The organism is Flavobacterium gelidicaeli, from assembly GCF_013294005.1.
Lineage (GTDB): Bacteria > Bacteroidota > Bacteroidia > Flavobacteriales > Flavobacteriaceae > Flavobacterium.
In genome coordinates, this window is sequence record NZ_JABSNK010000007.1 from 75,988 (window position 1) to 91,932 (window position 15,945).

The window sequence follows — 15,945 nt, forward strand, 5'->3', positions numbered from 1 at the left end:
ATTGTCGAGCATCTTAAAATTTACATAAATTTAACATTCGAAGTAAGAGTAAAATTCAATTAAAACTAATTAATTTAAACAAAAAGTATGAAAACAATTTATAAAAAGTTGTTATTTTTATTATTACTACTGCCTTTTAGTATTCTAGCTCAGACTACTTTTAATGGTGTTGTTGTTGATAAAGCATCAGGACAACCTATTCCAGGAGTAAATGTAAATATTCAAGGCGCAATAAATGGCGTTTCAACAGATTTTGATGGTAAATTTCAATTGTTAAAAGTTAAGAACGGCGATAAAGTTGTTTTTTCTTTCATTGGATACAAAAATTCAATAATTTCTTATACTGGTCAAAAATCATTAACAGTTGCTTTAGAAGAAGATCAAAACATGCTTCAAGAAGTGATTGTTCAAGTAGGATATGGTACAGTTAAGAAAAAAGATGCTACGGGATCTGTCTCTCAAATAGCAGCAAAGGATTTTAACAAAGGACAAAACGTAACTCCAGAAAGTTTAATCAGTGGTCGTATCTCAGGAGTAAATGTAACTGGTGGAGGGTCTCCAGGAGCAAAGGCAGATATTCGTATTCGTGGAGGGTCTTCTTTGAGTGCTTCTAATGAGCCATTGATTGTATTAGATGGTTTGCCTTTAAGTAATAATGTTCCTTCGGGTTCAACGAGTATACTATCTACAATTGACCCTAATGATATAGAGTCGTTTACTGTTTTAAAAGATGCCTCTGCAGCAGCTATTTATGGATCTAGAGCGGCAAATGGAGTAATCGTTATAACAACTAAAAAAGGAAGTAAAGGACGCATAAAAATAAACTTTAGTTCTCAGGTAGGTATTAATACTGTAGCTAATACAGTTGATGTTTTAAGCGCAGATCAATATAGAGCTTTAGTAAACGAAAAAGGAACAGATGCTCAAAAAGCGTTATTAGGTACAGCTAACACGGATTGGCAAGATGAAATTTTTCATACTGCACTAACCGTTAATAATAATATATCAGTAAGTGGTGCTTTGTTCCAAAAGTTGCCAATAAGATTATCAGTTGGTAATGTTGATAACCCGGGTATTCTTAAAAACACTTCTTTTGAAAGAACAACAACGTCATTATCATTAAATCCAGTTTTGTTTGATAATCATTTAAAAATTGATATTAGCGGAAACTTATCTTTTGGTAAAAATAGATTTCAAGATGAAGGTGGTGTTATTGGAAGTGCAATAGGTTATGATCCAACACAACCAGTTTATCAAGCGGGTTCTCGTTACGGAGGTTACTTTGAATGGTTAGAGTCTAACGGAAATTTACCGTTATTACCTGCAAGAAATCCAGTAGCAAGATTAAATCAAGATGAACGTAGATCCACTTCTACAAGAAAATGGGGAAATGTTAGGTTAGATTATAAATTGCATTTCTTTGAAGATTTAAGAGTGGTTGTTGAAGCTGGTATTGATAGATTTGATAGTAGTGGTTTTACTAATGTAAGTACTGAAAGTGTTCTAGGATATCAGCCAAAAGCGTTTAGTGATCCAGGATACGTTAATTTAGGAAACTATTCTACTTATACTGATGCGCTTCAAAATAAAAACTTAAATGCGTATTTTAATTATACTAAAGATTTAGGTAAATTTAAAATTGATGCTACAGCAGGTTACAATTATCAATTGTTTCAAAAAGAAAAATACCAATCTGGAGAAACTAGACAACCTAATCCTAATGAAGATGTAATTACAGATCCAGATATCAACTTGCAATCTTATTTTGGACGTTTAAATTTAGGTTTTGATAGTCGTTACTTATTGACTTTAAACTATAGAAGAGATGGTACTTCACGTTTTTCAGAAGAAAACAGGTGGGGTAATTTTGCAGGAGCTGCTTTTGCATGGAATTTGTCTGATGAAGCATTCTTGAAAGGCAATGAAACGCTTTCTACCTTAAAATTAAGAGTTGGTTACGGTACAACGGGTCAGCAAGATATTTCAGCGCAGTACGATTATTTACGTAGAGTAACTTTAGGAACTATTAATTCACAATATGTTTTTGGGAATACAATATATGCTACTGCAAGACCAGAAGGATACAATGAAAATATTAAATGGGAAGAATTAGCAGAGATGAACGTAGGTTTAGACTATGGATTCTTTAATGATAGAATAACGGGATCTGTTAATTATTTTGATAAAAAATCAACTGATTTACTAGCTGATATAGCAATTCCTGATGGTGCAAACATTAGAAATCAAGGTTTTTTCAATATAGGAAGTGTACGAACTAAAGGAGTAGAGTTTAGTATTGAGTCGGATATTATTAAGAATGACAATTTAAGATGGAATGTTGCTTTCAATACTACTTATATTGATCAAAAAATATCAGAGTTAGGGATTACAGTTCCAGGATTTCAAGGTTATTTAGCTGGAGATAATATCTCTGGAGGTAACGGAAATAAAATTCAAATTAACTCTGTAGGGTTTACACCAAATTCATTTTTTGTATATGAACAATTGTATGATGCTGATAAAAGACCCATTGCAGGAGCTTATGTAGATAGAAATAATGATGGAAAAATTGATACAGCTGACCGTTACAGATATCATAAACCGGCACCCGATTATACTTTTGGTTTCTTTTCAACTTTAAACTATAAAAAGTTTGATTTTACAATGAACTGGAGAGCTAGCTTAGGGAATTATATCTTTGATAATGTAAGTTCTAATTTAGGATATTCAGATGCAGGTTTAAGAAGGCAAACTGATTTATCTAACGTAAGTGCTGATTACTACAATACAGGTTTTAAATTTGAAGACAATGGTACACAGCGATACTTGTCTAATTATTTTGTAAAAGATGCTTCTTTTATAAAATTAGATAATGTCACTCTTGGATATACTTTTGATAAAACATTATTAAAAGCAGCTTCATTACGATTTACTGCTGGTGTTCAAAATGTTTTGACTTTGACAAAATATGACGGTTTAGATCCAGAAAAGTTCAATGGAATTGATAATAATGTTTACCCAAGAGCGAGAACTTTCTTGTTTGGAGTAAATGCCAATTTCTAATAGTATACTGATAAATAAAAATTTAAAAATAAACAAAATGAAAATATCATTTAAATATATATCTTATTTCCTTCTTTTTATTATGGGAGTGAGTATGGCGCTTTCATCGTGTACGAGTGACTTGGATGTTACACCCGGAGATGATGATGAATTTTTATCTGAAACCTTTTTTCAAGATCCAGCATCCTACAAACAAGTACTAGCAAAATTATATGCTGGTTTGTATGTGGGAGGTAATGATGGAGATGGAGCAGCTGATATTGCTGGAATAGGAGGGGACTTTAGTAGTTATTTGCGTTTGCTTTTTGTAACGCAAGAATTTCCTACTGATGAAGCAATTATAGCTTGGGCTGATGGAACTTTACCTACATTGAATGCACAAACCTGGTCACCAGCAAATGAGTTTCTTGAAGGAACTTATTCAAGAGCTTTTTATCATATCAGTGTTGCTAATGAATTTTTAAGACAAACCACAGATGAGAAGTTAACAGCTAGAGGTGTCGATGCAGGTTTGAAAGCTGAAATAGCCACTTTTAGAGCTGAGGCACGTTTTTTAAGAGCTTTCTCTTATTATAACCTGATGGATTTATTTGGTAATGTACCTATTACTACTGAGAAAGATCCAGTTGGTTTTTTCTATCCTGAGCAAAAAACAAGAGCAGAGGTTTTTGCCTTTGTAGAATCAGAATTGATAGATTTAGATAGTAGTCTAGCTGATTCTCGATCTAATGAATATGGTAGAATTGATAAAACTGCGGCAAAATTCTTATTAGCTCAAGTATATTTAAACGCTCAAGTTTATATAGGAGAGGATAAGTTTAGTGAAGTAGCTACATTAACTAATGAGATTATTACAAGCTCAAATTACACATTTGCTCCTGTTTACAAAAATATATTTTCTGCAGATAACGACAGAAACGGTGCTCAAAACGAAGTGATTTTTCCTATTGTAGGAGATGGAAATGCGATTAGAGCAACTGGTGGTGGAATGAGTTTTATCATGCACGCTTCTATAGGTGGTAGCATGGATGCTGCTAGCCGTGGTATGGATGGTGGATGGCAAGGGATTAGAACTCGTAGAGAGTTTGTTAATCTTTTTCCTGACGCAAACGGAATCGCTGATAAAAGAGGTTTGTTTTATACAGATGGACAGTCACTAGATATCAACAACGTAGGAACTTTTACAGATGGTTATGCAGTAACTAAATACATTAATAAAAATGCCGACGGAACAGCGGCACAAAGAAACGATATCCCAGATATTGATTTCCCAATGTTTAGATTAACAGATGCTTATTTAATGTATGCTGAAGCTACTTTAAGAGGAGCTGCTACAGGTAATATTGCCACTTCTTTAGGTTATGTAAATAAAATTAGAGCTAGAGCAAATGCAACAGCAATTACCACAGCTGATTTAACACTTGATTTTCTTCTAGACGAAAGAGGAAGAGAGTTATTTTGGGAATGTCATAGAAGAACTGATTTAATTCGTTTTGGTAAATTCACCGGTAGTGCTAAAATCTGGCAATGGAAAGGTGGTTCTATGAATGGTAATTCTACTGCATCATATAGAGACTTGATGCCTATTCCAGCAAGGAATATTCAAGCAAACCCAACATTAAAACAAAATCCAGGATACTAATTAACCTTATAAAACTATAAAAATGAAAAATAACTATAAAATTTTGATCGCATTTCTTAGTGTACTTTTAGTATCATGTAATGCAGATGATGTAGAAAGTAGACCTGTTATTGAGTCAGTGTCAACACCTGAATTGTTAGCTCCAGAAACGGCTAAGCAATATGTTTTAACTGAAGAAAATGGAACGAATGAAGTAGACAGATTTGTATGGTCTGCTGCAAAATATTCAGACAATGTGGTCGTTAGCTACACATTGTTGATAGATAAAAAAGACGGTGATTTTGAAAATGCTTTAACATTAGCAACTACAAGTAATACAACACAGGTTGCTATTATTGTGAAAAATTTAAATCAAGCTGCTATTGAGTTAGGTGCAGAGCCAGGAGTGCCTACTTTGTTTGATGTGAAAATAAAGTCAAGTGTTTCAGGTGGCGTAGCCATGACTTCTGAAAAATCAATTACAATTAGTATTAATGCATATTCAGGATTGATCGCTTATCCATTTACTGATTGGTATTTAATTGGATCTGCAGTAGCGGGAGGATGGGATAATGATGCAACTACAGTACACCAACCTTTATTTAGAAGTGGTACAGATACTAACGTTTATAAGTTTAGCGGTTATTTTAATGCAGGTGAATTTAAATTTATTTCAACACTTGGTAGCTGGTTACCACAATTGGGTAAAGGAAGCGATAATACAAAAATTAGAATTAAAACACTTACTTCAGAATCTGATCCTGGGACATTTATTATTGCAACAGCAGGTTATTATACTTTTACAATGAATACAAATACTTTAGAAGCTTCATTAGTTGCTTATGACGCAACGGCTGCAGCTAGTTTTACTACAGTTGGTATTATAGGTAGTAGTACTGCTAATAGTTGGGATGCTTCTACAGCGATGACTCAATCAGGTTTTAATACACATGTTTGGAGCCTTGGGGTTACGGCATTAAATGATGGAGAAGCTAAGTTTAGAGCTAATGATGCTTGGGATGTTAGCTGGGGTGGTTCTAAAGCTTTTTCAGGCGGAGGTACTGCTGATAATATTCCTGTAACCAAGTCTAAATACAAAATTTACTTTAATGATTTAGATGGTAGTTATTTAATGATACCAAATCAAGAATAAAATACTTAAATATTGAAAGGGCTATCTAATTTGGATAGCCCTTTTTATTAAAGCCAAAACTATGAAACAAACATTACTTTTAATCGCATGCTTTTTATTAAATGTAGCTGTATTTGCTCAACAACAAACGGTGACTTATAACATTAATCCAGCTACTTTCGAAGAAACAGCCTCAATTACTATTACTATAAACGGAAGTAGTATTAACGAAGCAGCTTGGGGAGTAACTGGAAATGCATTGTACCTTTGGGCTTGGGCTTTTGATACAAATGATACAACACAAAAAGGAACTCCAGTAAATGGTTCATGGACTGCATCTGATGAGGCGAGTAAGTTTGTTTATAATGCAACTTTAGATGTGTATACAAAAACAATCACTCCTACAACCTATTACAATACTACCGCTATTGGTAAAATAGGTTTTTTGGTCAAAGCCAAAGACGGTAGTGGAGATAAAAAATCACAAGACATATTAGCTGAGGTGGGTGTATTTCAAGTTACACTAAATTCACCATCAGAAAATAGTACTACAATTATCACTTCGGGAAGTAGTTTTACAATTGCAGCTACCAATTCTGGTGGGAATGCGAGTTATAATTTAAAAGTAAACGGAGTAAGTATTAATGCTAATTCAGCTACTACAAGTTATAGCTATTCACACACTAATTTATCAGGAAATCAAAATTACGAATTAGTAGTTACACAAGGAACAACAACAATTACCAAGAAATTTAATGTTATAGTCAATCCAGGAACTATTTCTGAAGTGATGCCTGTAGGATTAGTAGATGGGATTAATTACAATACTACGGATGCAACAAAAGCTACTTTAGTACTTGATGCACCTTTCAAAGATTTTATTTATGTTGCCGGAAGCTTCAATATGTGGCAGCCTACAGCTACTTATTCGATGAAAAAAGATCCTGTAAATGGCAAATTCTGGTTAACGCTAACGGGTTTAGTTTCGGGAGCAATAAATACTTATCAATATTGGGTGGGTGATGCAACTCCTATTGCAAATTCTCCTGCTCTAGTAAAAACGGCAGATCCTTACTCTACGTTGGTTTTATCCCCTTTTGATGATGCTGGAATCCCGAGTACTACATATCCTAATATGCCTGTTTACCCAACAGGGCAAGAGCGTGAAGTTACCGTTTTGCAAACGGGGCAAACGGTTTACCCATGGAGTACAGCAACAACTAATTTTGTAAAACCTGAAAAAGAAAAATTAGTAATCTATGAAGTGCTTGTACGTGATTTTGATTCGCATAGAAATTTTCAAGACCTTATTGACAAGATTGACTATTTTAAAAATCTAAAAATTAACGCTATTGAGTTATTGCCCGTAATGGAATTTGAAGGCAACGAAAGTTGGGGTTATAATACCTCTTTTCACATGGCTCTAGATAAATTTTATGGACCTTCAAATAAGCTGAAAGAGTTTATTGATTTGTGCCATCAAAACGGTATAGCCGTAATTCTGGATGTTGCTTTAAACCACGCTTTTGGTAGAAACCCAATGGTTAGAATGTGGATGAACGATCCTGATGGCGACGGTTGGGGATCTCCTACAGTCGAAAATCCGTATTTCAATACCGAAGCAAAACACAGTTATAACGTGGGAGAAGATTTTAATCACCAATTGCCACGAACTCAAAATTATGTAAAACGTGTCATCAAGCAATGGGTCGAAGAGTTTAAAATTGACGGTTTCCGTTGGGATTTAACTAAGGGTTTTACTCAAAATTGCCCTGCAGCAGTTGCTGGAGGTCAGGATTATTGTACAAATCAATTTCAGGCAGATAGAGTAGCGGTGCTAAAAACCTATGCCGATTATTCATGGAGTTTAGATCCTACGCATTATACTATTTTTGAGCATTTAGGAACCAATCAAGAAGAGCAACAATGGGCAAATTACCGAATCTCTGGTGAACCAGACGGAATCAGTAAGGGAATTATGATGTGGGGAAAAATGACGGATAATTACAATGAGCTTTCTATGGGATATGCTGCTACTATTTCAGGAATGACAAGTGCTAGTCGTGGCTTTGCAGCAAACAGGTTAGTAGGTTATGCCGAAAGTCATGATGAAGAACGCTTGATGTATAAAAACCTACAGTATGGTAATGCTACAAATACAACTCATAATGTAAAAAATTTAGATGTGGCTTTATCAAGAATGTCTACTATAGGAGCGGTTTCGTTATTGGTTCCAGGACCAAAAATGATTTGGCATTTTGGAGAACTTGGTTGGGAGACATCAATATTTAGTTGTAATAACGGAACGCTAAACACACCATCAGATGCTACTGCGGGTGATTGTAAATTAGATACAAAGCCACAACCGCAATGGGTAAATAACTGGTTGGAAAATAACGCTAGAAGCAAAATTTACAATGATTGGGCAAAAATAATTGCCTTGAAGGTCTCTGAACCTATTTTTGCGGGTACGGCAACAATGAGTACTTCTAGTACATTACTACAAAATATTAAAATCACTAATACAGCTTTGGCAGCTACGCAATTAAAAGATGTGTTAATCATGGCTAATTTTGATGTAACTACTCAAAATGTGCCTACTGGTTTTCCATACACGGGAACCTGGTACAATTTAATGGATAACTCAACAATCAATGTGACTAATGTTAACGATCCAATGTCAATTGCCGCAGGAGATTTCAGGATTTATGGAAATAAAGTAGCAGCATTGGCCATTACAAACTTTGAAAGTGACAATTCGGTTTTTATATTTCCTAATCCTACATCAAATTATTTTATGATCAATATTGAAGCAATAAATGTACAAGTATATTCGTTTACTGGACAATTGATAAAGACCTTTAAAGATAATTTTTCTAAAGACCATCAATACGATGTAAATGATTTACCAAAGGGTGTTTACATGGTAAAAGTCTATAATCAAGAACAGCAACTTCAGGTAATGAAGTTGGTAAAAAGTTAGTAATTTGTTTTTTTATTTTGGTTAAGCTGTCTGAAAAGGCAGCTTTTTTTATATAAAAAAAAGCTACTTCAGTCAAGGAAGTAGCTTTAATGTCAATACTATTTATAAAATAATCCAATTGTTAGTTTGAGCAGAGTAGATAATTATTATTGCATCTCGATTGCGCTCGATATAAAAAATTAGATTCTTCCTTCTTTTATTTCTTCAACAATTTCAGGATTTAATAACGTTGAGGTATCTCCAAAATTAGAATAATCACCTTCGGCTATTTTACGCAAAATTCTACGCATGATTTTTCCAGAACGTGTTTTAGGCAAGCCAGAAACAAACTGTATTTTATCAAGTTTAGCAATAGGTCCTATTTGGTTCGAAATTTGTTGATTAATCTCTTTTTTAAGGTTTTCCTTGTCTCGTGATTCTCCTGATTCTTTAAGAATTACAAAACCATATAAAGCATTTCCTTTTATATCATGAGGAAAACCTACAATAGCACTTTCGGCTACTGCTGGGTGTTCGTTGATGGCATCTTCAATAGGAGCAGTTCCTAAGTTGTGACCTGAAACAATAACCACATCATCAACCCTTCCTGTAATTCTATAATAGCCTACTTCGTCACGCAAAGCACCATCACCAGTAAAATATTTACCAGGAAAAGCAGAGAAATAGGTTTCTTTATAACGTTTGTGATCTCCCCAAATAGTGCGCGCAATTCCCGGCCAAGGATATTTAATGCACAAACTACCTACCACTTGGTTTTCTTCAATTTCATTGCGTTTTTCATCCATTAAAACAGGTTGAATTCCTGGTAAAGGTAAAGTTGCATAGGTTGGCTTTGTAGGGGTTACAAAAGGTATTGGCGAAATCATAATTCCACCCGTTTCTGTTTGCCACCAGGTATCTACAACAGGACATCTTTTGTCTCCCACGTGATCGTTGTACCAGTGCCAAGCTTCTTCGTTAATTGGTTCTCCCACGGAGCCAATTACTTTTAATGTTTTTAAGGGAAATCTTTGTACATAGTCCAAGCTCTCTTTTGCTAAAGCTCTAATAGCAGTTGGAGCAGTGTAGAACTGTGTAATGTTATGTTTTTCGATAATTTCCCAAAAACGGCTATAATCAGGGTAAGACGGTACACCTTCAAAAATTACCGTTGTAGCTCCGTTTAATAACGGACCATAAAGGATATAAGAATGTCCAGTAATCCAACCAATATCAGCGGTACACCAGTAAATATCATTCTCTTCATAATTAAAAACATTCTTAAAAGTATATGCCGTGTACACCATGTATCCTGCTGTGGTATGCACCATTCCTTTTGGTTTTCCAGTTGAGCCAGAAGTGTATAATATAAATAATGGATCCTCGGCATCCATGATTTCAGCCACATTATTCTCTAATGCATCGTCTAAAAGAGGCTGTAGCCATTGATCGCGACCTTCTTTCATAGTCACAGGATTGTTCGTTCTTTTAACTACTAAAACATTTTCTACGCAGGCACAATCAGTCAAGGCTTCGTCAATGATTTCTTTTAAATCAATTGTTTTGTTTCCGCGATAACCACCATCAGAGGTGATGACTATTTTACAGTCGCTGTCTTTAATTCTAGTAGCTACTGCTGATGCTGAAAATCCGGCAAAGACAACTGAGTGGATGGCTCCAATTCTAGCACAAGCCAAAGTAGCAACCGCTAATTCAGGAATCATAGGCAAGTAAATACAAACGCGATCGCCTTTTTTTACTCCCTGATCGCGCAAAACATTGGCCATTTTACCTACGCGGTGATGCAATTCATTGTAAGTGATGTGCAAAGCATCTTCTTTTGGATCATTTGGTTCAAAAATAATAGCGGTTTTATCGCCTTTTTTTGCCAGATGCCTATCGATACAGTTTTTTGTAATGTTGACTTTAGCTTCGGTAAACCATTTTATTTCGGCTTCAGCCATATTAAAATCGACTACTTTATCCCACTGTTGGTACCAAGTGAAATTTTCAGAAGCTATTTTGTCCCAGAATTTTTTAGGCTCTCGAACTGATTTTTTATATTCTTTAAAATATTCTTCTAGATTATTTATTTTATAACGGCTCATAATTTTTAAGTTTTATTTAATTTTATAACAACCAATTTCATGTTCTTTTAAAACGCTATTTATTTCATCGATAATACTTTCATCATCAATGGTAGATGGAATTTGGTATTCTTCGCCATCACATAAACTGCGTAATAACCTGCGCAATGTTTTTCCGGAGCGCGTTTTGGGCAATCGTTTTACAATTACTATATTTTTTAGGGAGGCAACAGCCCCAATTTGTTGTCGCACTAAATTCTCAATTTCTTGCTGCAATTGAAAATGGCTCATAGTGGCATTTAATTTGGTTACAACCAAAGCAAAAGGTACTTGTCCTTTTAACTCATCATGAATTCCTATCACCGCACACTCCGCAATTAGCTCATGTGAAGATACGATTTCTTCCATCTCTGCGGTCGAAAATCGGTGACCAGCAACGTTTATCACATCATCAACTCTTCCTGTTATAAAAATGTAATCGTCGTTGTCTTTGTAACCACCGTCACCAGAAAGATAATACCCATCAAATTTATCAAAGTAGCTTGCTTTAAAACGGGCTTCGTTTCCCCAAATACCTAACATATTTCCCGGCGGAAGAGGGAGTTTAATAACTACTAAGCCCTCTTCGTTAGTCCCAACTTCCTCTCCGTTTTCATTAAAAATTTTAATATCATAACCACAGACCGCTTTCGTTGCTGATCCAGACTTTACAGGCATTTTTTCTAATCCTAGTGAGTTTGCCACCATAGGCCAGCCAGATTCTGTTTGCCACCAGTGGTCAATTACCGGAATAGGAATGTGTTTTTGAAACCATTCTATCGTAGCATTGTCGCAACGTTCTCCTGCTAAAAACTGATTTTTCAAACAACTTAAATCATATCGTTTTATAAAGTCACCATCAGGGTCTTCTTTTTTAATTGCTCTAATGGCTGTGGGAGCAGTGAACATCGTGTTTACTTTATGATCAGCAATGACTCTCCAGAACGTACTTGCATCAGGAGTTTTAATTGGTTTTCCTTCAAAAATTACCGTTGTATTTCGGTTCAACAAAGGGCCGTAAAGAATGTAGCTGTGTCCTACAGCCCAACCCATGTCAGATGCAGCCCAAAAAGTCTCAGCTGGTTGTACGTCATAGATATATTTCATTGAGAATAAAAGTGCTACGGCATAACCACCAGTGTCTCTAATAATCCCTTTTGGTTTTCCGGTGGTGCCCGAAGTGTATAGAATATATAAAGGATGTGTCGCGGGCAGAGGAACGCAAGGAGTTTCCTCTGAACCGTAAACGAGCGTTTCATAATCCACATCGTATTTTTTAAACGGAACTTTAGCGCCCAGTTTTCGGTTAAAAACAATTACTTTTTTCGGTCTGTGTTCGGCAAGGCTTATCGCTTCGTCTACTAATGGTTTGTAAGCAATTAAGCGGTCAACTTCTATTCCTGATGAGGCAGTGATAATCACTCTAGGCTTGCAATCATCGATTCTAATGGCCAGCTCATGAGGAGCAAACCCACCAAAAACGACCGAATGCGTCACGCCAATTCTAGCACAAGCCAACATGGCAAATGCTGTTTGCGGAATCATAGGCATGTAAATAATTGCCGTATCATTCTTTTTTAATCCTAAAGCCAGCATGCCGCCAGCTAGTTTTGCAACTTCTGTTTTGATGTCGCTATAGCTGTATTTCTTGACGGTTTGCGTTACGGGAGAATCGTAAATTAAGGCGATTTCATCACCGTAACCCTCTTCTACATGTTTATCGATTGTTAAGTAACAAAGATTAAGTTCGCCATCTTTATACCATAACGGATAGCCGTTTTTATCTTCAGACAAAATCGTCTCTGGTTTTTTGTACCAGGCAATAGTGTCTGCTTGTGTAGCCCAAAACTTTTCGGGATCACGAATGCTTTCTGTGTAAAAATTATTGTAATTCATACGGTTACTATTGTAAATTATTGTGTTAATTCTTGTACTTGTTCTACTAGTTTTTTTATCGAAAAAGGTTTTACCACATATAAATTGGCTCCTAATTCGAGTCCTTTGTCAATGTCGTGCTGTTTGTTTTTTGCCGAAAGGAAAATGACTTTGCAATGCTGCAGTTTACTATCTTTTTTTATTTGTTCTAAAGTAGCAAAACCATCTACCATAGGCATCATTACATCTAGAATAATAATATCTGGAAGTTGTTTTTCCAGGATGTCTAGTGCTTCTTGACCGTCACGTGCAATGTAAACTTCGAAATTATTTTTTTTAAAAGTATATTCGAGTGACATCACAATGTTAGGTTCGTCATCTACAATTAAAATTTTTTTCATATGATATTTTTTTCCGTGGTGTTGTAATTGGGTAAAGTGAAAATAAAGGTAGCGCCATTTTTTGTGGTTTCTGTCCAGATTTTTCCTTTATGGTGTTCGATAATTTGTTTGCAAATAGCCAAACCTAAACCGCTACCAATAGGTTTTTTTACATTTTGATCTCGGGATTGATAGAATTTGTCAAATATAGAATCCATGTCCTCCTTTTTTATTTCCTTACCGTTATTGTGAATTTTGATTACTACATTTTGATTGTTTTCAAGTATAGTAATCGTGATTTTACCAGCTGTATCTGAGCAAAATTTTATAGCGTTCGAAAGTAAATTATGTATGACTTGAATGATTCTCTCTTCGTCATAAAAAGCTTTTACTTCATTTGAAGTTGAATGAAGTTCGATACTTATATTTTTGTTTTTTATAAGTTGATTAACTGATTCTAAAGTGTTTTTTATGGTTTTAGAAATATTGTTTTTAGAAAGGTAAAGCTTTTGTTTGCCAGTTTCAAATTTTTCTAAGTCTAAAATTTTATCAATCAAACGGTTCAAACGATCTGACTCTGTGATGATACTTTTTAAAAACTGTTTTCTAATTTCTGGTGGAATATCGTCATCATCATGAAGGATTTCACTTGCCGCTCTAATTGCTGTAATAGGGGTGCGTAGCTCATGTGTGACGGTATCTAAAAATTCATCTTTTTGAATGTCTTTATTAACTAGTTCTTGATTGGCATTTTTTAATTTTTCTGAAATCGATTTAAGTTCCTTTGAAGTATCAGTTAGTTTCTTATTGATAATGATGTTTTCTTTTGACTCTTCCAGAATTCGGAGTACCTCGGGTAAACTTATTTTGTCTTCTTTAATTACGCTCGCTATTAAAATTTTGGCGGAAGCCGTACCTATGTGACCCGTCAATAAATTCTCGGCAAACTTTATAAATTTGGCGTCAGCCGTATTGTTGTTTTTGTCTACATTGTATTTTTGGTTGAAAATAGTCAATGCACGTTTTGTTCTTGCTTCGCCTAGAAAACGTTTTAGAACTTTTTGAATGTCAGATACATACGCAATTCCTTTCCAGACAAATGCGTTTTCATGATTGGTGATGTATTTGTCAATATCTACAAACATTTCGGCATAATTGCGTTCTCTGTAATTGCCTTTAAAACTCACAGAAACAGCGAGGTAACTCATGGCGTTCAATAGCATACTCCAGAAAAAGGCATGTTGAATAGGGTCTAAATAATTTAAGCCTAAAATCTCAAATGGTTTGAGCATTGTAATTCCCCACGGCCCTTCTTGAATGAAGGTGCTTGAAGATTTAGTTACACCGATGGCATACGGAATCAAGATGGTGTATAAACAGACTAGAAATCCTAGAATTATACCGGTTACAGCACCTTTTTTAGAACCCCTACGCCAGAATATTGCACCAAAAAAGGCAGGTGCGAGTTGTGCAATTACAACAAAAGAGACCAAGCCAATGGATACTAAAGAGTAATCAAGAACGAAACCGCGATAGATGGCATAGGCAAAAATAATCAACGAGAAGATGCCTATTTTTCTACTGATTACAATGCGTTTGCTGTTTTTTTCTTCGGAAATATCTTCTAAAGATCCTACAAATCCATACGGAATAAGTAGGTTGTTACTTAACATTGTGGCCAGAGAAATGGAGGATACAATAATCATGGAAATTGCTGCTGAAAAACCACCCAGAAACACCAATACAGTCAGGAATTTATTGTTGAAAAACTGCGGAATTAATAAGGAATAGGTGTCTGCATTTAATCCTTGTCCTTCAAAAAGTATGTTTCCGCCCCAAGCAATTGGGTAAACAAAAATATTAAATAGCAATAAGTATAATGGAAACAACCAAATGGCTGTTTGTATGTGTTTTTCTTTATTGTTCTCGACAATAGCTGTGTGAAACTGTCTTGGCAAAAGAAAAATGGCAAACATGGATAAAATACAAAGAAAGAACCAATTGATTCCTTCGGATAGTCCGCCGATGGTGTTTTTTTTATCAAAATTTTCTAGTAATGAAGCTTTGGTATAAATATCATCAAATCCATCAAAAACGAAGTAAGTAACGTAAATCCCGATGATCAAAAAGAAGATTAATTTAAGAATAGACTCTATTGCTACAGCGGTAACAATACCGCGTCTTTTTTCTGAAGCATCAACATATCTTGTACCATAATAAGAAGCAAATAAAGCTAATGCAATACAAACATAAGTTGTGGTGTCACTAAAAATATTAGTGCTTGATTGGGTTTTTGTGACGATATTAAAGGTATCTGAAATAGATTTTAGTTGCAGTGCGATGTAGGGTAAAACCCCAAAGATGCACACTAGAGTTACTAGTGCTCCTAAAAACCTGCTGTTGCCATAACGAAGAGAAATAAAATCAGCAATACTGGTTATTTTATTCACTCTTGAAATTCGGATTATTTTTTTTAAAATAATCATCCAAGTAGGAATGATAATAATGGGGCCTATATAAATTGTTAAATAACTCAAGCCTGAGTCTGCAGCTACACCAATACTGCCATAATAAGTCCATGCAGAACAGTAAACGGCAAGAGAAAAGGAATAAATGTAGGCGTTATTTGTCCATTTAGACCGACTCTTTTTTTCAGCCCAATGTGCTATGTAAAATAATATTGATACATAGATGGTTAAAATTAATAAGAGGCCGAGACTACTCATAATACCTTTTTATAATAATGAAAGAGATGAGGATTGAACATAGCCATGCAGAGAAAATGT

8 protein-coding genes are annotated in these 15,945 nt (G+C 35.0%); 4 read left to right on the plus strand and 4 right to left on the minus strand.

What is annotated here, in order from left to right:
• The first annotated feature begins 87 nt into the window (after positions 1–87).
• From HNP99_RS11860 to HNP99_RS11875, 4 genes are all read left to right on the plus strand, one after another.
• Positions 88–3,063: a SusC/RagA family TonB-linked outer membrane protein gene (locus HNP99_RS11860; RefSeq protein WP_173853602.1), complete on the plus strand. Its 2,976-nt coding sequence runs from the start codon at positions 88–90 to the stop codon at positions 3,061–3,063.
• Between the two features lie 37 nt (positions 3,064–3,100).
• Positions 3,101–4,705 carry a RagB/SusD family nutrient uptake outer membrane protein gene (locus tag HNP99_RS11865; RefSeq protein ID WP_173853603.1) on the plus strand — a complete coding sequence of 535 codons (1,605 nt, stop codon included), beginning with the start codon at positions 3,101–3,103 and terminating at the stop codon, positions 4,703–4,705.
• A gap of 22 nt (positions 4,706–4,727) precedes the next feature.
• On the plus strand, positions 4,728–5,837 hold the full coding sequence (locus tag HNP99_RS11870) for a SusE domain-containing protein (protein WP_173853604.1): 1,110 nt from the start codon (positions 4,728–4,730) through the stop codon (positions 5,835–5,837).
• 61 nt (positions 5,838–5,898) lie between these two features.
• Complete coding sequence (locus tag HNP99_RS11875) at positions 5,899–8,799, plus strand: alpha-amylase family glycosyl hydrolase (protein ID WP_173853605.1); 2,901 nt, start codon at positions 5,899–5,901, stop codon at positions 8,797–8,799.
• Between the two features lie 179 nt (positions 8,800–8,978).
• Here the strand turns inward: HNP99_RS11875 and acs are convergent, their stop codons facing one another.
• The 4 genes from acs to HNP99_RS11895 are packed head-to-tail and all read right to left on the minus strand — an operon-like array spanning position 8,979 to position 15,885.
• Positions 8,979–10,886, minus strand: coding sequence for an acetate--CoA ligase (gene acs, locus HNP99_RS11880; RefSeq protein WP_173853606.1), 1,908 nt, complete (start codon positions 10,884–10,886; stop codon positions 8,979–8,981).
• A 12-nt stretch (positions 10,887–10,898) separates the two neighbouring features.
• Positions 10,899–12,800: an AMP-binding protein gene (locus HNP99_RS11885; protein ID WP_173853607.1), complete on the minus strand. Its 1,902-nt coding sequence runs from the start codon at positions 12,798–12,800 to the stop codon at positions 10,899–10,901.
• Between the two features lie 17 nt (positions 12,801–12,817).
• The gene (locus HNP99_RS11890) at positions 12,818–13,180 is read right to left on the minus strand and encodes a response regulator transcription factor (protein WP_173853608.1); all 363 of its coding nucleotides are present in this window, start codon (positions 13,178–13,180) and stop codon (positions 12,818–12,820) included.
• On the minus strand, positions 13,177–15,885 hold the full coding sequence (locus tag HNP99_RS11895) for a sensor histidine kinase (RefSeq protein WP_173853609.1): 2,709 nt from the start codon (positions 15,883–15,885) through the stop codon (positions 13,177–13,179). The genes HNP99_RS11890 and HNP99_RS11895 overlap by 4 nt, the downstream gene beginning before the upstream one ends.
• Positions 15,886–15,945 lie beyond the last annotated feature (60 nt).